At 63.3% G+C, this 24,868-nt stretch carries 21 protein-coding genes and 1 tRNA gene; 7 read left to right on the top strand and 15 right to left on the bottom strand.

Translation table 11 applies throughout. The annotated features are described in order from the left end of the window. The first annotated feature begins 149 nt into the window (after nt 1–149). On the top strand, nt 150–857 hold the full coding sequence (locus NLY36_RS17705) for an SDR family NAD(P)-dependent oxidoreductase (RefSeq protein ID WP_023671318.1): 708 nt from the start codon (nt 150–152) through the stop codon (nt 855–857). A gap of 136 nt (nt 858–993) precedes the next feature. Here NLY36_RS17705 and NLY36_RS17700 read toward each other — a convergent pair whose 3' ends face one another. The 5 genes from NLY36_RS17700 to aroA form a co-directional block, all read right to left on the bottom strand. Beyond that, the gene (locus NLY36_RS17700; RefSeq protein ID WP_023689216.1) at nt 994–1,815 is read right to left on the bottom strand and encodes an MOSC domain-containing protein; all 822 of its coding nucleotides are present in this window, start codon (nt 1,813–1,815) and stop codon (nt 994–996) included. Nucleotides 1,816–2,062: 247 nt separating this feature from the next. Continuing rightward, nucleotides 2,063–3,760, bottom strand: coding sequence for a 30S ribosomal protein S1 (gene rpsA, locus NLY36_RS17695; RefSeq protein ID WP_023671316.1), 1,698 nt, complete (start codon nt 3,758–3,760; stop codon nt 2,063–2,065). 204 nt (nt 3,761–3,964) lie between these two features. Next, the gene (gene cmk, locus NLY36_RS17690) at nt 3,965–4,609 is read right to left on the bottom strand and encodes a (d)CMP kinase (protein ID WP_031201346.1); all 645 of its coding nucleotides are present in this window, start codon (nt 4,607–4,609) and stop codon (nt 3,965–3,967) included. A 26-nt stretch (nt 4,610–4,635) separates the two neighbouring features. Continuing rightward, nucleotides 4,636–5,139, bottom strand: a complete 504-nt coding sequence (locus tag NLY36_RS17685; RefSeq protein ID WP_023695919.1) for a hypothetical protein — start codon at nt 5,137–5,139, stop codon at nt 4,636–4,638. Between the two features lie 59 nt (nt 5,140–5,198). After that, nucleotides 5,199–6,557: a 3-phosphoshikimate 1-carboxyvinyltransferase gene (aroA, locus tag NLY36_RS17680; protein ID WP_023695918.1), complete on the bottom strand. Its 1,359-nt coding sequence runs from the start codon at nt 6,555–6,557 to the stop codon at nt 5,199–5,201. A gap of 206 nt (nt 6,558–6,763) precedes the next feature. On the opposite strand from aroA, the gene NLY36_RS17675 reads away from it, so the two are divergent. The 4 genes from NLY36_RS17675 to NLY36_RS17660 all read left to right on the top strand — a co-directional run bounded on the left by NLY36_RS17675 (nt 6,764) and on the right by NLY36_RS17660 (nt 9,682). Continuing rightward, nucleotides 6,764–7,156 (top strand): TIGR02300 family protein, encoded by a 393-nt coding sequence (locus NLY36_RS17675; protein WP_023683538.1) that lies wholly within the window; start codon nt 6,764–6,766, stop codon nt 7,154–7,156. Nucleotides 7,157–7,329: 173 nt separating this feature from the next. Continuing rightward, nucleotides 7,330–7,405: transfer RNA gene (locus NLY36_RS17670), tRNA-Ala, on the top strand. A gap of 196 nt (nt 7,406–7,601) precedes the next feature. After that, nucleotides 7,602–8,258 carry an outer membrane protein gene (locus NLY36_RS17665; RefSeq protein ID WP_023688264.1) on the top strand — a complete coding sequence of 219 codons (657 nt, stop codon included), beginning with the start codon at nt 7,602–7,604 and terminating at the stop codon, nt 8,256–8,258. A 1,088-nt stretch (nt 8,259–9,346) separates the two neighbouring features. Further along, complete coding sequence (locus NLY36_RS17660) at nt 9,347–9,682, top strand: hypothetical protein (RefSeq protein WP_245260320.1); 336 nt, start codon at nt 9,347–9,349, stop codon at nt 9,680–9,682. Nucleotides 9,683–9,731: 49 nt separating this feature from the next. Here the strand turns inward: NLY36_RS17660 and NLY36_RS17655 are convergent, their stop codons facing one another. From NLY36_RS17655 to msuE, 5 genes are read right to left on the bottom strand one after another with little or no spacing between them, the layout of a single operon-like run. Then, complete coding sequence (locus tag NLY36_RS17655) at nt 9,732–10,496, bottom strand: ABC transporter ATP-binding protein (RefSeq protein WP_023671311.1); 765 nt, start codon at nt 10,494–10,496, stop codon at nt 9,732–9,734. Nucleotides 10,497–10,520: 24 nt separating this feature from the next. After that, nucleotides 10,521–11,519 carry an ABC transporter substrate-binding protein gene (locus NLY36_RS17650; RefSeq protein ID WP_023695917.1) on the bottom strand — a complete coding sequence of 333 codons (999 nt, stop codon included), beginning with the start codon at nt 11,517–11,519 and terminating at the stop codon, nt 10,521–10,523. 42 nt (nt 11,520–11,561) lie between these two features. Further along, the gene (locus tag NLY36_RS17645; RefSeq protein ID WP_023695916.1) at nt 11,562–12,410 is read right to left on the bottom strand and encodes an ABC transporter permease; all 849 of its coding nucleotides are present in this window, start codon (nt 12,408–12,410) and stop codon (nt 11,562–11,564) included. Between the two features lie 24 nt (nt 12,411–12,434). Continuing rightward, the gene (locus tag NLY36_RS17640) at nt 12,435–13,811 is read right to left on the bottom strand and encodes an LLM class flavin-dependent oxidoreductase (RefSeq protein ID WP_023695915.1); all 1,377 of its coding nucleotides are present in this window, start codon (nt 13,809–13,811) and stop codon (nt 12,435–12,437) included. A 55-nt stretch (nt 13,812–13,866) separates the two neighbouring features. Continuing rightward, the gene (msuE, locus tag NLY36_RS17635) at nt 13,867–14,424 is read right to left on the bottom strand and encodes an FMN reductase (protein ID WP_023683545.1); all 558 of its coding nucleotides are present in this window, start codon (nt 14,422–14,424) and stop codon (nt 13,867–13,869) included. Nucleotides 14,425–14,763: 339 nt separating this feature from the next. Between msuE and NLY36_RS17630 the strand changes: the two genes are divergently transcribed. Beyond that, nucleotides 14,764–15,783, top strand: a complete 1,020-nt coding sequence (locus NLY36_RS17630) for an LLM class flavin-dependent oxidoreductase (RefSeq protein WP_023695914.1) — start codon at nt 14,764–14,766, stop codon at nt 15,781–15,783. A gap of 80 nt (nt 15,784–15,863) precedes the next feature. Here the strand turns inward: NLY36_RS17630 and NLY36_RS17625 are convergent, their stop codons facing one another. From NLY36_RS17625 to NLY36_RS17605, 5 genes are all read right to left on the bottom strand, one after another. Next, entirely contained in the window at nt 15,864–16,709 is an 846-nt protein-coding gene (locus NLY36_RS17625; RefSeq protein ID WP_023695913.1) for a fumarylacetoacetate hydrolase family protein, read from the bottom strand. A gap of 146 nt (nt 16,710–16,855) precedes the next feature. Continuing rightward, entirely contained in the window at nt 16,856–17,587 is a 732-nt protein-coding gene (locus tag NLY36_RS17620) for an SDR family oxidoreductase (protein WP_023695912.1), read from the bottom strand. 293 nt (nt 17,588–17,880) lie between these two features. Continuing rightward, nucleotides 17,881–20,253, bottom strand: coding sequence for an aldehyde dehydrogenase family protein (locus NLY36_RS17615; RefSeq protein WP_023695911.1), 2,373 nt, complete (start codon nt 20,251–20,253; stop codon nt 17,881–17,883). 225 nt (nt 20,254–20,478) lie between these two features. Continuing rightward, nucleotides 20,479–21,528 (bottom strand): deoxyribose-phosphate aldolase, encoded by a 1,050-nt coding sequence (gene deoC, locus NLY36_RS17610; RefSeq protein ID WP_023695910.1) that lies wholly within the window; start codon nt 21,526–21,528, stop codon nt 20,479–20,481. Nucleotides 21,529–21,734: 206 nt separating this feature from the next. Then, on the bottom strand, nt 21,735–22,562 hold the full coding sequence (locus NLY36_RS17605) for a ferredoxin--NADP reductase (RefSeq protein WP_023683551.1): 828 nt from the start codon (nt 22,560–22,562) through the stop codon (nt 21,735–21,737). A 221-nt stretch (nt 22,563–22,783) separates the two neighbouring features. On the opposite strand from NLY36_RS17605, the gene NLY36_RS17600 reads away from it, so the two are divergent. Beyond that, nucleotides 22,784–24,868 carry a hydantoinase/oxoprolinase family protein gene (locus NLY36_RS17600; RefSeq protein ID WP_286461273.1) on the top strand — a complete coding sequence of 695 codons (2,085 nt, stop codon included), beginning with the start codon at nt 22,784–22,786 and terminating at the stop codon, nt 24,866–24,868.

Raw genomic sequence — 24,868 nt, 5'->3', positions numbered from 1 at the left:
AGGGGGCGGTCGGCGACTTCGAGCGATGCAAAGACGCAACAACTGCCATGTCGAGATGTCGGTTGAGTGATCGTGCAAAAGGCGCGACGCTCTGCGTCGGCGCGGCACGACAAGCGACATAATCATAAGAAACGACAGGAGCGTCCAGGATGACGGAAACAGTTCAGGGCAAGCATATCGTGGTGACCGGTGGCACCGGGGCGCTGGGTGCCGCGGTCGTCGGCAAATTGCTGGCGGACGGCGCGATCTGCCATGTGCCGAATGCCCACGCGTCGGCCCCCTCGCATTTCCCCTTCGCGGCCCATGATCGCGTCCGGCTGGCGCACAATGTCGATCTCGCCGATCCTGCCAAGGTCGATGCCTTCTATGACAGCGTCCCCGAATTGTGGGCCTCCATCCATCTGGCCGGCGGCTTTGCCGCAGCCCCGGTCGAGAAGATCGAATCCGCATCCTTTGCCGAAATGATGGACACCAACGCCCGCACCGCCTTTCTGTGCTGCCGCGCGGCAGTGCGCTCCATGTTGGGCTCGAACACAGCGGGCCGCATCGTCAATGTCACGGCACGCGCCGGGCTCGACCCGCGCCGAGGCGCCGGCATGGTCGCCTATACCGCGAGCAAAGCGGCAGTGGCGGCGATGACCGTGGCGATGGCGGAAGAGCTGAAGCACAAAGGCATACTGGTCAACGCGGTGGCGCCCTCGACGCTCGATACGCCGGCCAACCGCGCCGACATGCCGGATGCCGATTTCGGCAAATGGGTCAGCCTCGAAGCCGCCGCCGAGGCAATCGCCTATCTGGCATCACCGGCCAATCTGGCAATGAGCGGAACGCTGGCGCCACTTTACGGCCGCGCCTGAAGTTCCGCCGCGCAGGCGACTCATTTGGTTTGGCTTCCGATGGCGGCCTTTGCCGACCTCGCCTGAGTCTACAGCGGAGGTTGGCCATTCAATCATGGCGTCCGCCGACGCCTCCACGGCATTAGAAGGCCTGCGACTACGTCAGGTTCGAGACGCCCGCTTCCACGACCTCGACTGCGTCGCCGATGGCGATCGCGCCGGCGTTGTTGGGAATCGCATTCTGGCCGAAGATGATGCCGCCCTTGGCGGAGCGGTGGAGTTTGCCAAGCGTCTGCAACGGCTCGCGCGGGTCCGGCTGCTCGCCGCTCAACGGATCTCGGGTGGTGATGACGCAGCGCGAGCAGGGCTTTGCGATCCGCAACTCCACCGTGCCGATGCGGATCGTCTTCCAGCTGTCTTCAGGCCATGCGCCTTCTGCGTCGACGACGATGTTTGGCCGGAACCGCGCCATCTCGATGGGCCTGGCAAGATGGCTGTTCAGATGGTTCAGCGAGCCTGTCGTGGCGATCAGCAGCGGAAAACCGTCGGCAAAGCCGACGAAATCGCCGGGCTGGCCGAATTCCGCATCGACCGGCCGGTTTTGCGGATCGTCGAAATAGACGAGATCGACAGGCCGGCCAAGAATAGCCGAGAGATAGGCGCCGGCGGCCGGATCGCCCGGCCGCGCGGCAGCCATATCCTTCCAGATCTTGACTTGCCGGAGCGCGGTGCCGGGAGCCGGAGCCTCGACGAAGTGCGAGCCATGCCTGTCATGTTTCAACAGGATGCCCGTTCCGCGATGCTCGACGTCGATCGTCGTCATATCAGGTATCTGGCGAATGGTGAGGAACTGCCCATCCTTGTCGACGACCATCCAGCGGCGGTCGCCTTCCATGCCCATTGTCTCGATGTCGGCGCTCGGCACGGCATGGCCGCGCAGGCTCTTGACCGGATAGCGATAGAGTTCGACGACCTTCATCCCGCATGCTTCTCCGTTGCCCGAAGGGCCGGACTTCCGTGTTTACGTCTGCAACGACGGCCGAGCCTACAACCGCGCGTGTGGAATTGAAGGGGTTGCACAGTCTTAGTCTAGTGCCAATCGCGCAGCCGAGCATGAAAAACCCGCGAGCCTTGCGGCCCGCGGGTTTTCTTGTTCAGGCTGCGCGCGAGGCGCAGCCGAGGCTTACGCTTGCGCGAAGCGGCTTACGCGCTGCGCGCAAAGCGGCTTAGCTGCCCTGCTTCTTCAGCGCGGCGCCAAGGATGTCGCCCAGCGAAGCGCCGGAGTCGGTAGAGCCGTACTGTGCGACGGCTTCCTTCTCTTCGGCGATTTCCAGCGCCTTGATCGAGACCTGCAGCTTGCGGGTCTTCTTGTCGAAGGCGATGACGCGGGCGTCCAGCTTCTGGCCGACCGAGAAGCGCTCGGGGCGCTGCTCGTCACGGTCACGGCTGAGGTCGTTGCGCTTGATGAAGGTCTCTATGCCGCTGTCGACCAGCCGCACTTCCAGGCCGCCATCCTTGATGCCGGTGACTTCGCAGGTGACGACCGCGTTCTTGCGCAGTTCGCCTGAAGTCGCCGCTTCGCCGACCGTATCCTTGGCCAGCTGCTTGATGCCGAGCGAGATGCGCTCCTTGTCGATGTCGACGTCGAGCACCTGCGCCTTGACCATGTCGCCGCGATTGTACTCTTCGATGACCTGCTCGCCCGGACGGGTCCAGTCGAGGTCCGAGAGGTGCACCATGCCGTCCACGTCGCCTTCAAGGCCGATGAACAGGCCGAACTCGGTCTTGTTCTTGACCTCGCCCTCGACCTGGCTGCCGACCGGATGGCTCGCGGCAAAAGCCTGCCACGGATTCTCGAGCGTCTGCTTGAGGCCGAGCGAGATGCGGCGCTTGGCCGGATCGACCTCGAGCACGACCACGTCGACTTCCTGCGTCGTCGACAGGATCTTGCCGGGGTGCACGTTCTTCTTGGTCCACGACATTTCCGAAACGTGGATGAGGCCTTCGATGCCCGGCTCCAGCTCGACGAACGCGCCGTAGTCGGTGATGTTGGTGACGGTACCCTTGATCTTCTTGCCGATCGGGAACTTGGTGCCGATCTCGGACCACGGATCGCTCTCGAGCTGCTTCATGCCGAGCGAGATGCGGTGGGTTTCCTGGTTGATGCGGATGATCTGCACCTTGACCGTCTGACCGATGTTGAGGATCTCGGTCGGGTGGTTGACGCGGCGCCATGCCATGTCGGTGACATGCAGCAGGCCATCGATGCCGCCGAGGTCGACGAACGCACCGTAATCGGTGATGTTCTTGACGACGCCTTCGACAACCTGGCCTTCTTCGAGGTTCTGCACGATTTCCGAACGCTGTTCGGCGCGGCTTTCCTCGAGCACGGTGCGGCGCGACACCACGATGTTGCCGCGGCGGCGATCCATCTTGAGGATCTCGAAGGGCTGCGGGTTGTGCATCAGCGGAGAGACATCGCGGATCGGGCGGATATCGACCTGGCTGCGCGGCAGGAAGGCCACGGCGCCGTCGAGGTCGACGGTGAAGCCGCCCTTGACCTGGTTGAAGATGACGCCTTCGACGCGCTCACCCTTGGTGAACTTCTCTTCGAGCTTGACCCAGCTCTCTTCGCGGCGGGCCTTGTCGCGCGACAGGACGGCTTCGCCCAGCGCGTTTTCGATGCGCTCGACCATGACCTCGACCGTGTCGCCGACCTTGAGCGTCGAGTCCTTGCCCTTGACGCCGAATTCCTTCAGCGGCACGCGGCCTTCGACCTTGAGGCCGACATCGATGATGGCCATGTCTTTTTCGATCGCCAGGATCGTGCCCTTGACGACCTGACCTTCGCCGGAGTGACCGGTGGTAAATGATTCTTCGAGCAGGCTCGCGAAATCGTCGCGAGTGGGATTTGCAGCTGACATATTTTCTCCTGGAGTGCCCCGCATCTGAAGCGGGACGGGCGCCGTGGGTTAGCGTTGCGTTGGCCTGCCGGCGTTCCGGGCTACAAAAGCCCTGGGCCGCCTAAGCGGCAATTCCGGCGCATGAAGAATGCTGGCAGGCTGGTTCGTGCCCGATATGGGTATTTTCTTCGCTTCCGGCAATCGGTGGAGCGGGAAAACCCTGGATCAGGCTTTGTCTCTCTTGGCCAGGGCGTCGTCGATGATCGCTTTGGCCGCTAGAAACGCGGCCTCTATAGCCATTTCGGAGGTATCAAGCAAGTGCGCGTCCGCCGCCGGCTTCAGCGGCGAGTCGGCGCGGCCCATGTCGCGCTCGTCGCGGCGCACAATATCGGCAAGGATTTCGGCGAAATCGGCGGTGCCGCCGATGCTTTCGATCTCGGCCAGCCGGCGCTGCGCCCGCACTTCGGCGCTCGCCGTCACATAGAGCTTTATGTCGGCGTCAGGGCACACGACCGTGCCGATGTCGCGCCCGTCGAGCACCGCGCCTGGCGGTGTCCTGGCGAAATCGCGCTGCTTTTCGACCAGGATGCGCCGGACGGTAGGGTAAATCGCGACCTTCGAGGCCGCCTCGCCAACCGCATGCGCCGACAGCACCGCACGGTCGAGCTTTGCCAGATCGACCTGGCGTGCGGCGGTTTCGGCTGCCGAGACATTGTCGAGTGGCAGCGCGTGCCGGATCAACGCATAGGCGACGGCGCGGTAGGTGAGGCCGGTGTCGAGCAGGTTGAGGCGGTAGTGGTCGGCCAGACGTCGGGCCAGCGTGCCTTTGCCGGCGCCGGCGGGACCGTCGATGGCGATGGTGAACGGCAATTCGCGACCTCGAAGATTTGCTGCTATCAGGATCGAAACTGGAAACCCGCATCTTTCAGCTTCAGAGCTTCATTTCCAGCGTAAAAGCCACTGTGCAGATGATTTAGATTTTTCCGCACCAGGCGTAGCAGCGCGTCGCCAATCTTGGTGAATGCCGCATGCTTCTCTATCAACTGCCCAAGATCGTCGAAGTCGCGCGCTTGGAAATAAAATCGGCCCTGAAAAATTGAACTGCCTTCGGTCCGGGATGGGTTGTACTGTATCACAGATGAGCGGCTGAGATCGGGATCATACGTATCGTTGTATGGATTGTGCTTCCAAACAATTTCCTCCCTCAGTGCCTTGGGAACGAGATGAAAGCCCTCGACCTTACGGCCCGGGTGCACTCGTTCAAATTTTTCTTTCAGCGAGGGTGCGGGGGTCTTCGACTGGCTGTTGATCACCGCGAATACCCCCTTTGAAAGCACGATGGACTGAAGCTCAGTTTGATCTTTGTCTGACAACCAGAAATTGACCTGCCTGCCCATCATTGCCGCGATTCCGACATTGCACTCTCATGCACGAATACTGCACATTGAGACAGGGAAAATCACCCAATCTCCGCGCCCAGCCCCGTCATCAGCCCCATGAACTCCGGGAAGCTCGTCGCGATCATTGCGGCGTCGTCGATGGTTACCGGCTTTTCCGTTGCCAGCCCCATCACCAGGAAGCTCATGGCGATACGATGGTCGAGATGCGTCTGCACCGTCGTGTCCTGGCTATTGGGATGGCCGCCCAGCCCCTTGCCGCCGGGCTTTCCGCGCACCGCGAGCGAAGCTTCGCCTTCGGTGCAGTCGACGCCGTTGAGCTTCAGCCCATTGGCAACCGCTGCCAGTCGGTCGGATTCCTTCACCCGCAGCTCTTCCAGCCCCTGCATCAACGTCTCGCCCTCGGCGAAGCTCGCGGCAACCGCCAGCACCGGATATTCGTCGATCATCGACGGCGCCCGCTCGGGCGGCACGGTGACGCCCTTGAGCTCGGAGTAGCGCACGCGCAGATCGGCAACATCCTCGCCGCCGGCATTGCGCGGGTTCAAGATGTCGATCTGGCCGCCCATTTCCTGCAACGTTAGAAGCAGGCCGGTGCGGGTGGGGTTCATCAGCACGTTCTCGATGACGATGTCCGAACCCGGCACGATCAGTGCCGCGACCAGCGGGAAGCCGGCCGAGGAGGGGTCGCCGGGCACGGCGATGGTCTGCCCCGTCAATTTGCCCTGGCCCTCGATGAAGATGTGGCGCACGCCGCGCTCGTCGGTCTCGACCGAGAGATTGGCGCCAAATCCCCTAAGCATCTTTTCGGTATGATCGCGCGTCATCACCGGTTCGATCACGGTGGTGATGCCGGGCGTGTTGAGGCCTGCCAGCAGCACGGCCGACTTCACCTGCGCCGAGGCCATCGGCACGCGGTAGGTAATGGGTGCGGCGTGTTTCGGCCCATGCAGCGTGATCGGCATGCGGTCGCCCGGCGTCGCCTTCAGCACCTGCACGCCCATCTGGCGCAAGGGTTCGAGCACGCGGCCCATCGGCCGTCCCGACAGCGATGCGTCGCCGATGAAGGTGGTTTCCATGTCGTAAGTGCCGACAAGGCCCATTGTGAGGCGGGAGCCGGTGCCGGCATTGCCGAAATCGAGCGGGCCTTCCGGCTGCAGCAGCGCGCCATTGCCGGTGCCGCGGATCACCCACTCGGCGCCGCGCTTCTCGATATGCGCGCCCATCGCCTTCATGGCGGCAGCCGTGCGCATCACATCCTCGCCTTCGAGCAGGCCGGTGACGCGGGTTTCGCCGGACGCGAGCCCGCCGAACATCATGGAACGGTGCGAAATCGACTTGTCGCCCGGCACCCGCGCGGTGCCGGAAAGGGCAGATGATTTGCGGGCGGTGGCCGGCTTGGCAGCGGCGGCGTGAGACATGGAATTTCCCTGGACGGAATGCCGGCGCACCGGCGCTTTTCATTTGTTGCGGCGGTCTCGTATCACGGCGGGCACGAATGGTCATCCCCATGGTCGTCGCTTGGCGCGAGGCCTTTCAGTGCTTGGTTTTGTGACGCCGGCTTTTCGCTTTGACAGCGCGGTAAACTGTGGTTAAGGGGACCACTCTTTTACTGACGAGGCTTGACGTGGCAAAAAACGAACTTGGCACAAAGCGTGTCGACCCTGAAACGGGCCGAAAATTCTACGACCTGAACAAGGACCCTATCGTCTCGCCCTATACGGGCAAGACGTATCCGCGTTCCTATTTCGAGGACGGCAAGATCGCCGCCCTCGAAGAGGAAGAGGAAGTGGCCGAGAAGGAAGTGGACGCCGAGGAAGAAGAAGGCGTTGAAGTCGTCTCGCTTGAAGAGGCCGACGAAGACGTCAAGGCCGGCGACGAGCTTCCCGATCTGGGCGACGACGAGGACGATGTCGATCTAGGCGACGATGAGGACGATACTTTCCTTGCCGACGAAGAGGAAGAAGACGACGACGTCGCCGACATGATCGGCGTCGGCGACGACGACGACGAAGTCTAAGAACGCTTCGAACGCATGCATTTAGCGGCGTTGACGGGCTATGACGAAAAAGCGGCCCTCGAAGGCTTGATCTTCAGGGAAGGCGGGGTTAGAAGCCGCCTGCACTAAACGGCGCGGTCCTGAAACCCGCGCCGGACCTCTCGCCGGCAACGGCGACGGCTGACTGCCGGAGTGGGGCCATAGCTCAGTTGGGAGAGCGCTTGAATGGCATTCAAGAGGTCGTCGGTTCGATCCCGATTGGCTCCACCAAACAGTCTGCAATGTTTCCATGCATTTAGCATCGCGGCTGGCTTAACGCTGTTACTGTGATTAGTTCCGGGGCACCGCAGTGTTTCACGTCGACGGATTCCACTGCGGGCACTTTGCCGACAGGTGTGGCTTCCTAGCTACATACAAAGTTGCAGGCATATTCTACTAGTTGCCTGACATTGTGCTGGGGATTCCGATGAAAGCCTTTCTTTTCGCTTCACTTATCGCGCTTTCGGTGACCGCGCCGGCAATCGCCGCCGACACCATTACTGCTCCTGTGGACACCCCTGAATGGACCTGGCAAGGACCTTACGCTGGTATCTTCGGCGCGGGAACGCTGGAGCACTACAAGATCCATGAGCCGAACATTGGCGCCGGAGCTACCCACAGCCCCGGCTCGGCAACAATCGGCGGCTTTGCGGGCTATAACTTCCAGTCGGGCAAGATTGTCTACGGCGTCGAAGGCGAGCTTGGATATCGCTTCAAGAAGAACACCTTCAACGACATTCCTGGCCCAGGCGTCCTCGACGCTTCCACCGGGTTGTTTGGCTCTGTAAAGGGTCGAGTCGGAATGGACATGGGAGCGTACATGCCGTTCGTCACGGCGGGGGTAACCGCCGCAAAGTTGAAGACGTTCTATCCAGGTGGTGACGCGGAGCGCGATGCCACCTTGGTAGGCGGCATCGTTGGAGCAGGTTTAGACGTCGCACTCACCCACAACGTGTTTTTGCGCGGAGAGTATGATTTCTCCTTCTTTGGCAAGAAATCGCTAGAATATTGCGGTGGCGGGTGCACACTCGAACACACGGTTCAGACGCACGACTTCCGCGTCGGCGTCGCGATGAAATTCTAGCTGTTAGCAGCACGAGCCTTGCTGAACTGGTCGCGTGTGCGACTTGCCGCAAAGGTCGACCTTAGCGGAATGGCGATCAGCGGTCTCGAGAACGGATTCAGGAAATCGCGTCCTCACGATATCGCGGCAGTCCGCAAAGCGTTTGAAGAGGCCGGAATCGTCTTCACCGTCGAAGGCACTCCCTCGCTAGCCCGCTCAGAAGGTGATAGCGGCCTCGCCACCGACAACAGACAGTGGCGCCGGCGGCAGAGAAAATAATAAGGGCGAAAAGCACGGGCGACCGATGAAGAACGTCCGGGTGCGACTGAACATCCTCGCTCCAAGGATGTTCTTGGGCCGCACGAAAAAGCCCGCCAGCTTGAGCTGGGGGCAATCGGTCTGGAGTAGCTGGAATGAGCCAGCATAGACGAACGAGCGGCGGGTTGGATGGTCCCTTTACCTGCCTGGCTTACCAGCCACCGCTCTCCAAGGCTCCCATAGACCTACGCCTGCTAAGTCGTCACGTCGAGCGCGTGAGTGGCCGTCACCTTGCCAACCTTGGCAATTGTCACGCAGATCGCCCGGACCAGGCTCGGTAGCGCAAGATAACACGAAATGCCGCCGGTGGCGCGAACGCGAAGGCCAAACCCGATCCGCTCGCTGTCGAATACAGAAGTCCGTGCCGTTCGGCTTCGTAGCGCCCACCACGCGCTTTGTGATTTTGACTGATTTGGCGCCTTCGGACATACTGTGGCACCGCTTGGAGGGTCGGGGCACCGCCAGGGCACCATAAAATAGACAACCCGGCGACACTCACGGAAGCACCGTAGCTGATTTGCGTTGAAACTAATAACTTCCCGGACACTGGCTGCAACGCACGGAAACAGAACGAAAGAAAGGCCCTATGAATGGCATTCAAGAGGTCGTCGGTTCGATCCCGATTGGCTCCACCAAACAGTCTCTTTCCGACGCTCGGTTTCGCGGCATTCATGCTTGTCGCCTGCCAGTCGGCGCCTGAACCATCATCGCCGCCGCCAGCGCCCGCACCTCAGCCCATGGCTCCTGCCGCGATCTCTGCTCCGGATGGTGCGGCGGTCCTCGATCCATCCGTGCGGGTCATGCCCCCGGGCGAAGGCGTCCCAGCCAAATATGTCGCGTTTTCCGGCATATGGGGCGGACAGTTGGACGGGATGTATGACGGCAAGCTCGCCGTGCTGACGATTACGCGCGGCGGCAATGTCACCGCCACCTATGCCTGGGGCGATGTCGGCGACAACAAACCGGGCGTGGCCGACGGCGAAGGCAAGATTTTCGGCAACACGTTGAAACTGCGGCGCCTTCCCAATGGCGCGGACGTCAGCGCGGTGATTCAAGCGGACGGAACGCTGGCCGTCACCTATGGGCTTGCCGACCGCACCTATACGGGCACGTTCACCAAGCAGTAATCGCGAGAGCTAATCTTCCGGGGGAGCCACGGCGGGCTCCTTCCCTTGATCAATGCAGGCCGAATTCGCGCAGCAGTTCTTCGCGATAGCGCACGAAGCGGCTCTCGCTGCGCTCGCGCGGGCGTGGCAGGTCGATGTCGATCAACCGCGCCGCGCCGCCTTTCTCCTTGGGCAGGATCAGCACCCGGTCAGCCAGATAGATCGCCTCCTCCAGATCGTGGGTGACCATCACCATGGTGACGTTCTCCTCGCTCCAGATGCGCGCCAGTTCCTCCTGCATGCCGATCTTGGTCATGGCGTCCAGCGCCCCCAGCGGCTCGTCGAGCAGGAGGATCTCGGGCTGCACGGTGAGCGCCCGGGCGATGCCGACGCGCTGCGCCATGCCGCCGGAAAGCTGGCTCGGAAAAGCATCGGCGAATTCGGCAAGGCCGACCAGCGCGACGTAGAAGCGGGCGCGTTCCTCGGCCTGCCTCTTGGGAACACCGCGCACTTCGAGGCCGAACGCGACATTGCCGAGCACGCTCAGCCACGGCAGCAGCCGCGGCTCCTGGAAGATCACGGCACGCTCGGCGCCGACGCCATGCACCGGCTGGCCGTCGATCGCGACACCGCCGCTGTCGGCCGCCTCCAGCCCGGCCAGAATACGCAGCAGCGTGGTCTTGCCGGAGCCGCTGGCGCCGACAATGACCAGGCATTCCCCCGAACGAATGTCGAGGTTGAGCGTCCGCAGCACGGCAAGCTGGCGCCCGCCGAGGCTGAAGGATTTGGACAGGTCGCGGATCGAGACCTCTCCGCCACGGTTGGAACCGGCCATCTTATCTCTCAGCTGTTTCAAAGCTCAGTTGATCTTGGTTTCGCCGGGCCGGTACAGGATGTCGGCGGCTTTCAGCTTGCCCTGGGCCAGACGGCCGTCGCGCTCCAGCACGGCGACCCAGAAGTCGATGTCGCGGTCGGTCGCCTGTGCACCTTCGCGCAGACCAAAGCCGGTCCAGTAGCGGGCGAGATCGCCGTTTTCACCGCGCTTGTCGAGGATAGTGGCCAGCACCTTGCGGGCTTCGTCCGGGTTCTGGCGCGACCAGTCCGAGGCGCGCGCCGACTGTTCGACGAAGTTGCGCGCCGCATCCGGGTTGGCGGCAATGAAGTCGCGCCTGAGTACGACGAAGCCGCCGGCGAGTTCGCCGAGCACCTGCGTGTCGTCGAACACGCCGCGCACGCCGCCATTGGCGACCAGCGCGCCGGCAAAGGTCGCCTGCCAGTAGCCGAGGCCGGCAATGTCGACCTGGCGCGAGCGCAGCGTCTGCTCAAGCTGCGGGCCGGGCACGACAATGAGGTTGGCGGCGGTCGGCGGCAGGCCGACGCTGTGCAGGGCCTCACGCACCGTATAGTCGAGATGAGCGCCGAGCGTGTTGACCGAGATGGTCTTGCCGGCAATGTCGGCGATCGATTTGATCGGGCTGTCTTCCAGCACGTAGAAGACGCTCTTCACATCCTTGTTGATGCCGTTGCTCGGATACGCCGCGACGAAGTCGTTGCCGCCGGAGATCGAGTTGATCACCGCCGCGGTGGCGGCCGAGCCGATGTCGACGCTGCCGGAAGACAGCGCAAACAGCGATTCCGGTCCACCCGAGGAATAGCCGACATTCTCCAGCTCGACGCCGAGCCCTTTGAAGTAGCCAAGCTCGTCGGCCAGCTCGTGCGGGGAGATGCTGCCACGGCTGGCGAGGTAGCGGAACTTGACGGCTGCGGCTTGCGCAAAGGCCATGCGCGGCAGGCCGGCGGCGATGAGGCCGGCGGCAAGCGGCGCGCCGGCAAGCAGCGAACGGCGGGTGATTTTCATGATCGGGTCCTTCCTGGAGGTAAACGGTGAGGGGCGGACTGCTCAGTTGACAGGATTGCTCCAGCGACAGAGCCGCCGCTGCAGGGTGACCAATGCCTGGTTGGCGATCAGGCCAAGCCCGGCGAGGATGACGATTGCCGCAAACATCAGCGGGATCTGGAAATTGTACTGCGCGTTCATCACCTGGAAGCCGATGCCCTTGTTGGCACCGATCATCTCGGACGCGATCAGCAGCAGCAGCGCCGTGGTGGCGCTCAGCCGCAAGCCGACGAAGATCGACGGCACGGCGCCCGGCAGTACGACGCGGCGAAACACGGTGAGCCGGCTCGCACCATAGACGCGCGCCATTTCAAGCAGCTTGGGATCGACTTCCTTGACGCCGCTGGTGGTATTGAGCAGCAGCGGAAACAGCGTCGCCCAGAAGATGACGAAGATCTTCGAGGTCTCGCCAAGTCCCAAGAGCAGGATGAACACCGGATAGAGCGCCAGCGCCGACGTCTGCCGGAACACCTGCAGGATCGGATCGAGCGCGGTTTCGACCGGGCGCACCTGGCCCATGAACAGGCCGAGCGGAATGGCGACGGCGACGGCTGCGGCAAAGGCGATGCCGGCGCGCTGCAGGCTGATGGCGATGTCGCCGAGCAGGCTGCCGCCGGCAAGCCCCTTCCAGAGCGCTTCGACGATCATGTCGATCGGCGGCAGCACCGCCGCGTTGACCCATCCGACGCTGCTCGCCACCTGCCAGAGCGCTAGGAAGCCGGCAAGCACGCCGTAGCGCTTCAGGAAGCGAACAGCAGCCCGGCCGCCGAGGCGCAGAAAGTCGGTGCCGAGCCCGGTTTCGCCACCACCGCGGCGAACCGTGATTTGCCGATCGATGTGCTGCAACGTCATTGCTTCACCCCTTCGATGCCAAGGTCATTCGGCGGCAAGGACGGTCGAGCGGGCGACGGTCCATGGATTTTCCGGGCGCCTGAGGCCAAGATTCTCGCGCAGCGTGCGGCCTTCGTAAGCCGTGCGGAACAGGCCGCGCCGCTGCAGCTCGGGAATGACCAGGTCGACGAAATCGTCGAGCGCGCCGGGCAGCCAGGGCGGCAGGATGTTGAAGCCGTCGGCCGCCTCGCTGGTGAACCATTCCTCCAGCTGATCGGCGACCTGCGTGACGCTGCCGACGATGGTGTAGTGGCCGCGCGCCGTCGCTACCCATTGGTAAAGCTGGCGGATGCTGAAATTGTGCTCGTCGGCAATCTGCCGGATCAGCGCCTGGCGGCTTTTCATGCCTTCGGTTTCCTTGCTCGGCGGCAACGGGCCGTCGAGCGGATAGCCCCTGATGTCGAGCGTCTGGCCGGCCAGCCCGTTGAGCAGGGCGACACCGTCCTCGGGCAGGATAAGGTCGTTAAGCTGTTGGTATTTGGCACGGGCCTCGTCCTCGGTGCGGCCGACGAAGGGCGCGACGCCCGGCATGATCAGCACCTGGTCGGGATCGCGGCCGACTTCAGCCACGCGCGCCTTGATGTCGCGGTAGAATTCCTGCGCCGTCTTGAGCTTCTGATGGGCGGTGAAGATGACCTCGGCCGAGTGCGCGGCAAGCCCGCGGCCGTCTTCCGACTGCCCCGCTTGTACGACAACCGGATGTCCCTGCACCGGGCGCGGCACGTTGAGCGGACCCTTGACGCTGAAATGCTCGCCCTTGTGGTCGATGTCGTGCAATCTGTCCTTGTCGTAGAAGCGGCCCGACTGCTTGTCGCGGATGAAGGCGTCATCCTCCCAGCTGTCCCACAGCGCCTTGACCGTCTCGACATGCTCATGCGCCCTGGCATAGCGCTCGGCATGGCTGGGCTGGACGTCGCGGTTGAAATTGCGTGCCGTTTCGTCGCCGGCCGAGGTCACCACGTTCCAGCCGGCGCGGCCGTTCGACAACAGGTCGAGCGAAGCGAATTTGCGCGCCAGCGTGTAAGGCTCCTCATAAGTGGTGGACGCCGTTGCGATGAAGCCGAGATGCGTCGTCAGCGGCGCCAGCGCCGCAAACAGCGTCACCGGCTCGAAGCCGGCGATCTTGGCGTTGCCGCCCTCGCGGGCGCCGAGGCCGACGGTCAGGTTGTCGGCCAGGAAATAGGCGTCGAACAGGCCGCGCTCGGCGGTCAGCGCCAGCTGCTTGTGGAACTCGAAATTGGTGGCGCCGTCGGCCGGCGCATCGGGATGACGCCAGGCGGCGATATGCTGCCCGCCGCCGGGCAGGAAAGCGCCGAGCTTGATCTGCCGCGGCCTGCTATCGGACTTGCTGGCTCGAGTCATTGCAGGCGTCCTTCTGGTCTATGCGGGATGGACTATTGCGTCGCGGATCGTGGTTTCAGGCGGCAAGGACGACGCTGTAGGGCACGCCGGCCACCCGGCATGCCTCGGCGACCGCCTGCCGGGCTCGCGCCTTGACTGCCTCTGACACCAGCACGCCATCGGCAAAGTCCTTGTCCGAGGCGTAGATCGCGGTCGGCAGGGTCTGCGCCTCGAAGAAGCCGAACAACGGCCGCAACTGGTGTTCGACGACAAGCGAATGACGCTCGCCGCCGCCTGTTGCCGCCAGGATGATCGGCTTGCCGCGCAGCGACGACGGGTCGAGCAGGTCGAAGAAGTGCTTGAACAGCCCGGTGTAGCTGCCCTTGAAGGTCGGGGAGCCGACCACCAGCACGTCGGCGCCGAGCAGCTGCTCGATAATACCGCGCGCCGCCGGATCGAGATCGCCAAGCTGTCTTGCAGGCGCAAAGGACGGGCCGAGATCCTCGATGTCGAAAACGCTCAAAGCCGAGCCGGCCCGGCTCGCCACCTCACCGGCGATGTGGCTGACGAATGCCTTCGTCTTGGACGGACGGGTCAGGTTGCCGGACAACCCCACCACCAGCTTTTTTGACATCCGAGGCTCCTTCTCGCAAACGCACTATCCGCATTAAGCCTACCGATTTTGTAGAATTAAATGAGCGAGAAGATTTCAAAACCGGGCTCTGAAGCGAATGGAGTTTGCGGGACATCGCCTTTGGTTGGTTCATTTGGCCCCAAAAGCGCCGCGGCAGATGCTGACCCGACCGCACAAGGCATCGCCGGGGACCATGGCCTGGTCCTTTGCGCACTGATGGGTAACGTTGCGAAACCGTCAAGGGCCGGCGGCATTGACACTGCGTTGTGTCAGTGTCGATTGAACCCGATCGCGTGGGCGACGAAGTAGGCAACTGCAATCAAAGAACAGGATGCGCGCATGAAGAAGATCGGCTTTCTTTCCTTCGGCCATTGGTCGCCCTCGTCGCAATCGCAGACGCGCTCGGCGTCCGACGCGCTGCTGCAGTCGATCGACCTGGCCGTCGCCGCCGAGGAGCTGGGTGCGGACGGCGCCTATTTCCGCGTCCATCATTTTGCCCGCCAGCTCGCTTCGCCGTTTCCGCTTCTGGCCGCGGTCGGCGCCCGCACCAACCGCATCGAGATCGGCACCGCCGTCATCGACATGCGCTATGAGAATCCGCTGTATATGGCCGAGGATGCCGGTGCTGCCGACCTGATCGCCGGTGGCCGGCTGCAGCTTGGCATCAGCCGCGGTTCGCCGGAGCAGGTGATCGACGGCTGGCGCTACTTCGGTTACGTGCCGCAGGACGGCAAAAGCGATGCCGACATGGCACGCAACCATGCCGAGGTGTTCCTGGACGTGCTGCGCGGCGAAGGTTTCGCGCAACCCAATCCGCGGCCGATGTTCCCCAATCCTCCGGGAATGCTGCGGCTCGAGCCATTCTCGGCCGGCCTGCGCGACCGGATCTGGTGGGGTGCCGCTACCAACGCCACCGCCGAATGGGCGGGCAAGCTCGGCATGAACCTGCAAAGTTCAACGCTGAAGTTCGATGAGAGCGGCCAGCCGCTCCACATCCAGCAGGCCGAACAGATCCGCGCTTATCGCGCGGCGTGGAAGGAGGCCGGCCATGCGCGCGAGCCGCGCGTGTCGGTCAGCCGCAGCATCTTTGCGCTGGTGAACGACCGCGACCGCGCCTATTTCGGCGGCGGCAGCAGCGAAGATCATTTCGGCTATATCGAGCCTGAGAAGCTTGCCGTCTTCGGCCGCTCCTATGCCGCGGAGCCCGATGTGCTGATCGATCAGCTGAAAGAGGACGAAGCGATCGCCGAGGCCGACACGCTGCTTCTGACCGTCCCCAACCAGCTCGGCGTCGAGTACAACGCCCACGTCATCGGGGCGATCCTGAAGCACGTCGCGCCGGCTCTCGGCTGGCGCTGACAAGAGGCGCCAGCCGCCGGGGAAACAAAGAGATTGAGCGTTTCGCCGCCGAACGGTGAAACGCTCAAGAGAAGAGATGGCTAAACATCCGCCTTGAAGGTCTGCTTCTGCTGGCCGAGCCCCTCGATGCCCAGTTCCACCACATCGCCGGGCTTCAAGAACACCGGCGGCTTCATGCCCAGCCCAACGCCGGGCGGGGTGCCGGTGGAGATGATGTCGCCAGGATGCAGCGACATGAACTGGCTGAGATAGGAAACGAGATAGGCGACGCCGTAGACCATGGTCCTGGTCGAGCCGTTCTGCATCGTCTTGCCGTTGACCGTCAGCCACATTTTGAGGTTCTGCGGATCGGCAACCTCGTCCTTGGTGACAAGCCACGGCCCGGTCGGACCGAACGTGTCGCAGCTCTTGCCCTTGGTCCACTGGCCCTGGCGCTCGGCCTGGAAGGCTCGCTCGGACACGTCATGGGCAATGGCATAGCCGGCGACATAATCCAGCGCCTCGGCTTCGCTGACATATTTGGCTTTTCTGCCGATGACCACGGCGAGTTCAACCTCCCAGTCGGTCTTTTCCGAACCGCGCGGGATCAGCACGTCATCGTCGGGACCGACAATGGCCGAGCTTGCCTTCATGAAGATGATCGGCTCCGGCGGCACGGTGGCGCCGGTTTCGGCGGCATGGTCGGAATAATTCAGGCCGATGCAGATGAACTTGCCCGTGCCGGCGACGCAGGCGCCGAGGCGCGGCTTGCCGGAAACCGCCGGCAGCGAGTTCGGATCGAGCTTCGACAATGTCTCGAGCGACGCCGGATCGAGCGCCTTGCCAGCAATGTCGGTGACATGACCCGAAAGATCGCGGATCGTTCCATCCGCATCGAGCAGGCCGGGGCGTTCGCTCCCTATCTCGCCATAGCGCAGCAGTTTCATCTTGCTCTCCAAATTGCGGCCCAAGGCCGTTTTCAAAACTCGCTCCGCCAAGCGATGACTGGGCGGACTCTGGCTATCGGACCCGACCTGGGGCAAGCCGGACTTTAGAACTGTTCGAGCCTGGACCTGCGGATCGAGGCTATTGCTCAGATCGACCAGCCGCCGTCGATATTATAGGCCTGCCCCGAGGTGTAAGTGGCGCCGGCGAGGTAGACGGCAAGGTCGGCGATTTCCTCGGGCGTGCCGAGACGGCCCATCGGCTGGCGGGCAATGAAGGCTGCGCGGGCCGCCTCGTAATCGCCCTGCGCATGCATGCGGTCCTGCAGCGACGGACTCTCGACGGTGCCGGGGCAGATGGCGTTGCAGCGAATGCCCTTGGCGACATAGTCCGCGGCAACCGCCTTGGTGAGACCGATCACGGCCGCCTTGGAGACGCCATAGGCGAAGCGGTTGGGCACGCCCTTGCCGGCGCCGGCGACGGACGACATGTTGATGATCGAGCCATCGCCGCGCTCCAGCATGCCGGGCAGTACCGCCCGAATGGTGCGGATCATGGCGCGGACATTGAGGTTGAAGGCGAAGTCGAGATCGGCATCCTTCATCTCGAGGATGGACCCGGAATGGACGAAGCCGGCGCAGTTGAACAGCACGTCGACGCGGCCGATTTCGGCGAAGCCGGATGCCACCGCATCGTCGTTGAGAACGTCGAGCTTGCGGGTCTTGATGCCGGAGGTCTTGGCGAGTTCGGCCAGCAGCGCCTCGTTGATGTCGGTGGCGTGCACGATGGCACCTGCCTTGGCGAAGGCCAATGCGCTCGCTCTGCCGATGCCTTGTGCCGCCGCGGTGACGACAACGACCTTGCCTGCTAGATCCGCCATGCGTTTCTCCTCGCCCTCTTTGGCCACTGCTCGGCCCGATTTACTGCCGGCTGACTGGGGCGTCCTGTGCCAGACAGGCGCGACTATGCGGCCTGCACAATCCATCAGTCCTTAAATAACAAATGTTTTTTCTGGTTAAAGAACACATGTCCAAGCGTCAAGCCCGAACGCGATCACCTTCCGCGACGGCTGATGTAATGCACATCGCTTGCTCTGATGCAACAACATGTATGACAACCGGACAACGAGTCACGCTGCCATGGTTCACTCAAGCACAGCGCGCTTCGGCGGCATTAGTCGCCGTATGGCACCCAGACGTTCTTCACTTCGACGGCGCGGCGCAGCAGGGCATCGCCGGCGGCCTCGTCGGACGCCCAGTCGAGGCTGCGGCCGTTGCCGGTCCAGACGCGCTTGAGATTGCCGACGGAATCGGCCTCCGCTTTGGCGCAAGTGTCGGCATCGGCAAACAGCCAGAGCCCGTCGACATCGTCATGCTTGGCCAGCACGCCGGCAAGCTCCGCCGTGCGGCCGGTGACGATGTTGATGGCGCCTGCCGGAACGTCGGAATATTCGATCACCTGGTAGAGATCGGTGGCAAGCAGCGGGTATTTTTCCGACGGCACGGCCACCACCGTGTTGCCCATGGCAAGCGCAGGTGCGATCAGGGAGATCAAGCCGAGCAGCGGCGCGCTGTCCGGGGCGACGATGCCGAGGACGCCGACCGGCTCGTGCAAAGCGAGCGTGACGGCGCGGGCCGGTGGCTGATGCACCCTGCCCTCATACTTGTCGGCAAGGCCGGCATAGAGGAACAGGCGCTCGATCGATTGTTCCACTTCCTCCCGCGCGGCCTTGGCGTTGGCGCCGGTCAGTTCGGTCAAGCGTGCGGTAAACTCGCCGGCACGGCCGGACAGATTTTCGGCGAGATAATAGAGCACCTGGGAGCGATTGTAGGCGGTCGCCTCCGGCCACGCCTTGCAGGCGCGGGCGGCGGCAACGGCGTCGCGGATGTCCTTGCGGCTGCCGAGACCGACTTCGCCGGCGAGCTTGCCCTTGGCAGTGGCTATCGCCAGCGAATAATTGCCGTCGGGCCGCACCTGCTTGCCGCCGATGAACAGTTTGGCCGTACGATCGATGGCGCCGCCATCCGATTGCTCGACGGGCTGCGCCGAAGAGGTCGCCGGCTTGATCACGGGACCAAGCGGCAGTTTCACCGACAGATATTCGAACATGCCCTCGCGGCCGCCTTCACGGCCAAAACCGCTTTCGCGGTAGCCGCCGAAGCCGCAGGCTGCATCGAACATGTTGGTGCCGTTGACCCAGACGACGCCGGCCTTCAGCTGCGGCGCGACATGCAGCGCGAGATTGATGTTTTCGCTCCACACCGAGGCGGCCAGCCCATAGCGCGTGTTGTTGGCAAGCTCGATCGCTTCCTCGGTGTTGCGGAAGGTCATGGTGGCCAGAACCGGACCGAACACCTCTTCCTGCGCCAATATATTTGCCGGCGAAACACCGGTGGCGAGCGTCGGCAGGTGGTAGTAGCCGGAAGACGGCAGCACCGCGTCGGGCTGCCAGCAGACGGCGCCCTGTCTGGCGCCTTCGGCGACCAGACCCTTGACGCGGTCGAGCTGTGTGGCGTCGACCAGCGGTCCGATATCGGTGTTCTTGTCGAGCGGGCTGCCGACGCGAAGCCGGCTCATCCTGACCTTGACCTTTGCGATCAACGCGTCGGCAATGCCTTCCTGCACCAGAAGCCGCGAGCCTGCGCAGCAGACCTGGCCCTGGTTGAACCAGATGCCGTCGACCAGTCCTTCGACGGCGCTGTCGAGATCGGCGTCCTCGAAGACGATGAAGGCCGATTTGCCGCCAAGCTCCAATGACAGCTTCTTGCCCGATCCAGCCGTGGCTTTCCTGATGATCTTGCCGACCTCCGAAGAGCCGGTGAAGGCGATCTTCTGGATGCCGGGATGGTTGACGATGGCGACGCCCGCTTCCGGCCCGCCCTGGACGATGTTGACGACGCCCTTGGGCACGCCGGCACGCTCGCAGATCTCGGCAAACAGGATGGCGGTGAGCGGCGTGAACTCGGCCGGCTTCAGCACCACCGTGCAGCCGGCGGCGAGCGCCGGCGCAATCTTCCAGGCCAGCATCAGCAGCGGGAAATTCCATGGGATGATCTGGCCGACGACGCCGACACCCTTGTGGCCTGGGAAATCCTTGTCCAGCGCCTGTGCCCAGCCGGCATGATGGATGAAATGGCGGATGGCCAGCGGCACGTCGATGTCGCGGCTTTCGCGGATCGGCTTGCCGTTGTCGATTGACTCAAGCACTGCGAACAGGCGCTGATGACGCTGCATCGCGCGGCCAATGGCGTAAAGCACTTTTGCGCGCTGGTAGCCCGAGGATGCCGACCATTTCGGTAAGGCCCTGGTGGCTGCGGCGACGGCTGCGTCGATATCGGCGGCGCCGGCATCGGAGATCTTGGCCAGCAGCTTGCCGGATGAGGGTTCGCTGGTCTCGAAGGTCTTGCCGCCGCCTGCTGCCTTCCAGCCGCCGTCGATGAACAGCGCCTTGCCGAAATCGCGTCCGGCAAGCCAGGCATCGGCCTCGGTGCGGGCTTCCGGCGCCGGGCCGTATTCCATGGCGTGATAGCGTTCGAGAATGTTCATGACGCGCTCCAGATAATCGTCTTGGCAGGCGCTCTGTGGCGCCCCCCTCTGTCCTGCCGGACATCTCCCCCACAAGGAGGGAGATTAGCCTTCGCGCCTGTCGGCTCTGAAACGTCGACAATTGGCGAAATCGCCGACGTTAGCCAATCTCTCCCCAATCGGGGGAGATGTCCGGCAGGACAGAGGGAGGCGCGAAGGAACTCGACGTTCAAGGCCTTCTCCGCCTCACGCCATCGCGTGGCGGTGATTGGCCGAATAATGCCCGGTCAGATGGTGCTCGAGCTGGCGCTCGATGTCGGTGAGCAGGCTCGAGGCGCCGAAGCGGAACAGGTCTGGCTCCAGCCATGGCCGGCCGAGCTCCTCCTTCATCAGCACCAGCCAGTCGAGCGAAGCCTTGGCTGTAGAGATGCCGCCGGCCGGCTTGAAGCCGATGAGAAAGCCGGTCTCCTCGAAATAGGCTCGGATGGCGCGCACCATGGCGAGGCCGACGGGCAGCGTGGCGTTGACGCTTTCCTTGCCGGTCGAGGTCTTGATGAAATCGGCGCCCGCCATCATCGCCACCATCGAGGCCAGCATGACATTTCGCAGCGTGGCGAGGTCGCCGGTGCCGAGGATAACCTTGAGATGCGCATCACCGCAGGCTTCGCGTATCGAGACGATCTCGTTGTAGAGCTCCTGCCATTTGGCGCCGAAGACGAGGCCGCGCGGGATGACGACGTCGATCTCGTCGGCGCCGTCGCGCACCGAAGCCTCGATCTCCTGCAGGCGGGTCGACAGCGGCGCAAGGCCGTGCGGGAAAGCGGTGGAAACGGCGGCGACATGGATGCCGGTGCCGCGCACGGCATCAACAGCCGTCGCGACGAAGGGATGATAGACGCAGACCGCTGCCGGCCGGATTTTTTCGCCCTCGATGCCAAGCCCCTCGACGATGTCGCGGCGGAACGGGTTGATCGCCTTGGCGCACAGGCGGCGGACGCGCTCTTCGGTGTCGTTGGAATTCAGCGTCGTCAAATCCATGCAGGAGACGGCGCGCAGCAGCCAGGCGGCCTGGTTGTCGGCCTTGATCGAACGACGCTTGGTCAGGCTGGCGACGCGGCGCTCCAGCGCCGAGCGATTGACCGAGCGCACCGATTCCATGAAGCCGAGATCGAGCCGCATGCCGGTGTTGCGGGCGATGCCATGCGATTGCGGAACGGGCGTGTTGGCTGCGGCACGCGCCGGCAGCGGCGTGACCTTGGACCCGCCGAGATCGGCTTCGCGGATTGTGCTGCTCATCTCCTGCCCTTTCGCTCGACGATTTTACGTCGTGGTGCGTGTCGTTGCTCCCGGACTTGGGCGACACACACCGAAGATAGCCCGTGAATCGATGCTTCACGAGTCCTTCAAGGGCTCATAACGGAAAAAGGCGGCAAAAGCAGCTGAATTTTGACCACATGGTCAAAACGTCAATTCAAGACGTGGCGCCGAGGCGCCGGCTGATGTCAGCCGACGAAAGCGCGCTCGACGACGAAGGTCGAGGGATGGCTGAGCGAGCCCTCATGGAAGCCGAGGCTTTCGGCCATTTCCTTGACGTCCTTCAGCATATGCATCGAGCCGCAGATCATGATGCGGTCCGTCTCCGGATTGAGCTTCTCGATGCCGAGGTCGGCGTAGAACTTGCCCGAGCCGATCAGCGCCGTGATGCGGCCCATGCGCGCCGATTCTTCGCGGGTCGTCGAATTGTAGAGGGTGACGCGGCCGCCGGTCAGTTCGCCGATCAGGGGATCGTTCTCGAGCGCGGCCACCAGTTCCTGGCCATAGGTCAGTTCGGCATTGTCGCGGCAGGTGTGGGTCAGGATGACCTGATCGAATTTTTCGTAGGTATCGGGGTCGCGCAGAAGGCTGGCGAAGGGCGCAATGCCGGTGCCGGTCGAGATCATGAACAGGCGCTTTGCCGGGGTCAGCGCGTCGACAACCAGCGTGCCGGTCGACTTCTGGCGCATGATGACGGTGTCGCCGACCTGGATCTTCTGCAGTTCGGAGGTCAGCGGACCATCCGGCACCTTGATCGAGAAGAATTCCAGCTCCTCGTCCCAGGCCGGGCTGGCGACCGAATAGGCGCGGTACACCGGCTTTTCGGCATTGGGCAGACCGATCATGACGAACTCGCCGGAGCGGAAGCGCAACGACTGCGGGCGGGTGATGCGGAACGAGAACAGGCGGTCGGTGTAATGCTTCACCGAGACGACGGTTTCGGCATAGACATTGGCCGGAATCGGGAACTGCAGCGGACGGGCGCCGGCGGTGTTGAGTGCGGATGTGGTGTTCATCGATCCAACTCTGTCTTGCCCAAGCCACTACGCGGGCGCCAAACCGTTTCCTGCGCGCCCAGACCCTTCAGGTCCCGGCGTGCCGTTCACACACTCCAAAGCAGTGAGCTCTTGTGTCCCAAATTTATTAGTATACAAACGATATTTGTGTCAAGATACCACGCTAAAACAGCTTTCCAAACTGCGGCATATTCGTAGTTCCGCCATTTCGGATTTCGACAATGAAAGAGAATTTTTCGGTGCAACAACCGGATTCCCTGGGTCACGTCGTTGCCGGCATCGATGTCGGCGGAACCTTCACCGACCTCATTTTGATCGACGGCAAAGATGGCGGAAAGGTGCATATCGCCAAGACGCCCACCACCGTCGACAACCAGGCTTTCGGCGTGGTTTCAGCGCTCGGCGCCACCGGCTTTGCCATAGACGGCATCGACCTCATCGTGCATGGCACGACCACCACCACCAATGCGGTTCTGGAACGCCGGCTGGCGAAAACCGGCATGATCACCACGCGCGGTTTTCGCGACGTGATCGAGCTTGGACGGCGCACACGGCCGCAGCCCTATGGCATGACCGGCACCTTCGTTCCGATCATCCCGCGCGATCTCCGGCTCGAAGTCTCGGAGCGCGTCGAAGCATCCGGCGCGGTGCGCACCCCGCTCGATGAGACCGAGATGCGCGACGCCGTGAAGACGCTGATCGTGGCCGGCTGCGAGTCCCTGGTCATCCATTTCCTGCATTCCTACGCCAACCCTTCGCATGAGCGGCGCGCGGCCGAAATCGCCGCCGAGCTTTGGCCGAACGGCTACATCACGACTGGCCATGCGCTGCTGTCGGAAGCCCGCGAATTCGAGCGCGGCGTGACCGCCGCGGTCAACGCCTCGGTGCAGCCGATCCTCGAGCGCTATGTCGAGCGGCTGCGCAAGGAATTGGCCGCCAAAGGTTACGCCCGCGACTTCCTGATCGTGAACGGCAATGGCGGCATGATCTCGGCCCGTTTCGTCACCAGGGAATCGGCCAAGACCGTGATGTCCGGACCAGCCTCGGGTGTCATCGCCGCCGCCTATACGGGCAAGCGCGCCGGCTTTGAAAACCTCGTCACCTACGACATGGGCGGCACCTCGACCGATGTGGCGCTGATCCGCAACGCCGAGCCGGCGGTCTCCAACGAGATCGAGATCGAATATGCGATGCCGATCCACGTGCCGATGGTGGCGGTGCATACGGTCGGTGCCGGCGGCGGCTCGATCGCCCGCGTCGATGCGGCCGGCCTGATCCAGATCGGCCCGGAAAGTGCTGGCGCCAATCCCGGCCCGATCTGCTACGGTCGTGGTGGAGCCGAGCCGACCATCACCGACGCCAATCTGGTGCTGGGCCGGCTGGCGCCGAAAAAGCTGCTGGCGGTCGAGAATCCGGTCACCGTCGAGCGCGTCACCGGCATCTTCGAAGACAGAATAGGCAAGGCCACCGGCCTCTCCGGCGTCGAGGCGGCGGGTGCAATCCTGCGGCTCGGCAACATGAAAATGGCCGGCGCCATCCGCATGGTCTCGGTGTCGCGCGGCCATGATCCGCGCGATTTCGCGCTGTTCGCCTTCGGTGGCGCCGGGCCGCTGCATGCCTCCGCCCTGGCGCGCGAACTCGGCCTGCCCCGTGTGCTGGTGCCGGCGCGTCCGGGCATCACCAATGCGCTCGGCTGCGTCGTGGCCGATCTGCGCCATGACTTCGTCAACACCATCAACCAGCCGGTCGCCGTGCTCGATGAAGCCAGGCTTCGCGAGGTGCTGGAACGTCACCGCGGGGAAGGCGAGGAACTGATCGGCAAGGAAGCGGTGAAGCCGGAAACGATCCGCGTCACGCGCTCTGCCGACATGCAGTTCGTCGGCCAAACCCACATCATCAACGTGGCGCTGCCGTCTTCATCGGTGACAAGGCAAGAGTTGCAGGCGCTGTTCGAAAAAGCCTATTTCGCCCGCTTCAAGGTCGAGTTGCCGGAGATCCGCGCCAATCTGGTCAACCTCAACACGTCGGTGACGGGCGTGCGGCCGGCGATCGACCTGTCACGGCTGATCGACCCGGCCGGACGTACAAAGACGCTAGACGAGGCGCTGCGCGAAACAAGGCCTGTCTGGTACGCAGGGCGCTGGCACGATACGCCGATATACGCACGCGAAAAGTTGCCGCCCGATGCCGTCATCGAAGGGCCGGCGATCCTCGAACAGATGGACGCCACCACCGTGCTCGAACCCGGCGACCGCGCAAGATCGGACGCCGACGGCAACATCATCATCGATATCGGCGAGGCCTGA

This window comes from Mesorhizobium sp. C399B, assembly GCF_030323185.1.
In the GTDB taxonomy this organism is placed as follows: domain Bacteria; phylum Pseudomonadota; class Alphaproteobacteria; order Rhizobiales; family Rhizobiaceae; genus Mesorhizobium.
This window is presented reverse-complemented; position numbering and strand designations above follow the sequence as displayed.

Excerpts from the sequence above, each read along its gene's own strand:
- msuE (WP_023683545.1), bottom strand. The coding sequence starts at position 14,424 with ATGTCAAAAAAGCTGGTGGTGGGGTTGTCCGGCAACCTGACCCGTCCG.
- NLY36_RS17630 (WP_023695914.1), top strand. The coding sequence starts at position 14,764 with ATGAAGAAGATCGGCTTTCTTTCCTTCGGCCATTGGTCGCCCTCGTCG.
- rpsA (WP_023671316.1), bottom strand. The coding sequence starts at position 3,760 with ATGTCAGCTGCAAATCCCACTCGCGACGATTTCGCGAGCCTGCTCGAA.
- NLY36_RS17685 (WP_023695919.1), bottom strand. The coding sequence starts at position 5,139 with ATGATGGGCAGGCAGGTCAATTTCTGGTTGTCAGACAAAGATCAAACT.
- NLY36_RS17705 (WP_023671318.1), top strand. The coding sequence starts at position 150 with ATGACGGAAACAGTTCAGGGCAAGCATATCGTGGTGACCGGTGGCACC.
- deoC (WP_023695910.1), bottom strand. The coding sequence starts at position 21,528 with ATGAGCAGCACAATCCGCGAAGCCGATCTCGGCGGGTCCAAGGTCACG.
- NLY36_RS17600 (WP_286461273.1), top strand. The coding sequence starts at position 22,784 with ATGAAAGAGAATTTTTCGGTGCAACAACCGGATTCCCTGGGTCACGTC.
- NLY36_RS17615 (WP_023695911.1), bottom strand. The coding sequence starts at position 20,253 with ATGAACATTCTCGAACGCTATCACGCCATGGAATACGGCCCGGCGCCG.
- aroA (WP_023695918.1), bottom strand. The coding sequence starts at position 6,557 with ATGTCTCACGCCGCCGCTGCCAAGCCGGCCACCGCCCGCAAATCATCT.
- NLY36_RS17645 (WP_023695916.1), bottom strand. The coding sequence starts at position 12,410 with ATGACGTTGCAGCACATCGATCGGCAAATCACGGTTCGCCGCGGTGGT.
- NLY36_RS17625 (WP_023695913.1), bottom strand. The coding sequence starts at position 16,709 with ATGAAACTGCTGCGCTATGGCGAGATAGGGAGCGAACGCCCCGGCCTG.
- NLY36_RS17650 (WP_023695917.1), bottom strand. The coding sequence starts at position 11,519 with ATGAAAATCACCCGCCGTTCGCTGCTTGCCGGCGCGCCGCTTGCCGCC.
- NLY36_RS17665 (WP_023688264.1), top strand. The coding sequence starts at position 7,602 with ATGAAAGCCTTTCTTTTCGCTTCACTTATCGCGCTTTCGGTGACCGCG.
- NLY36_RS17605 (WP_023683551.1), bottom strand. The coding sequence starts at position 22,562 with ATGAACACCACATCCGCACTCAACACCGCCGGCGCCCGTCCGCTGCAG.
- NLY36_RS17640 (WP_023695915.1), bottom strand. The coding sequence starts at position 13,811 with ATGACTCGAGCCAGCAAGTCCGATAGCAGGCCGCGGCAGATCAAGCTC.
- NLY36_RS17655 (WP_023671311.1), bottom strand. The coding sequence starts at position 10,496 with ATGGCCGGTTCCAACCGTGGCGGAGAGGTCTCGATCCGCGACCTGTCC.
- NLY36_RS17700 (WP_023689216.1), bottom strand. The coding sequence starts at position 1,815 with ATGAAGGTCGTCGAACTCTATCGCTATCCGGTCAAGAGCCTGCGCGGC.
- NLY36_RS17620 (WP_023695912.1), bottom strand. The coding sequence starts at position 17,587 with ATGGCGGATCTAGCAGGCAAGGTCGTTGTCGTCACCGCGGCGGCACAA.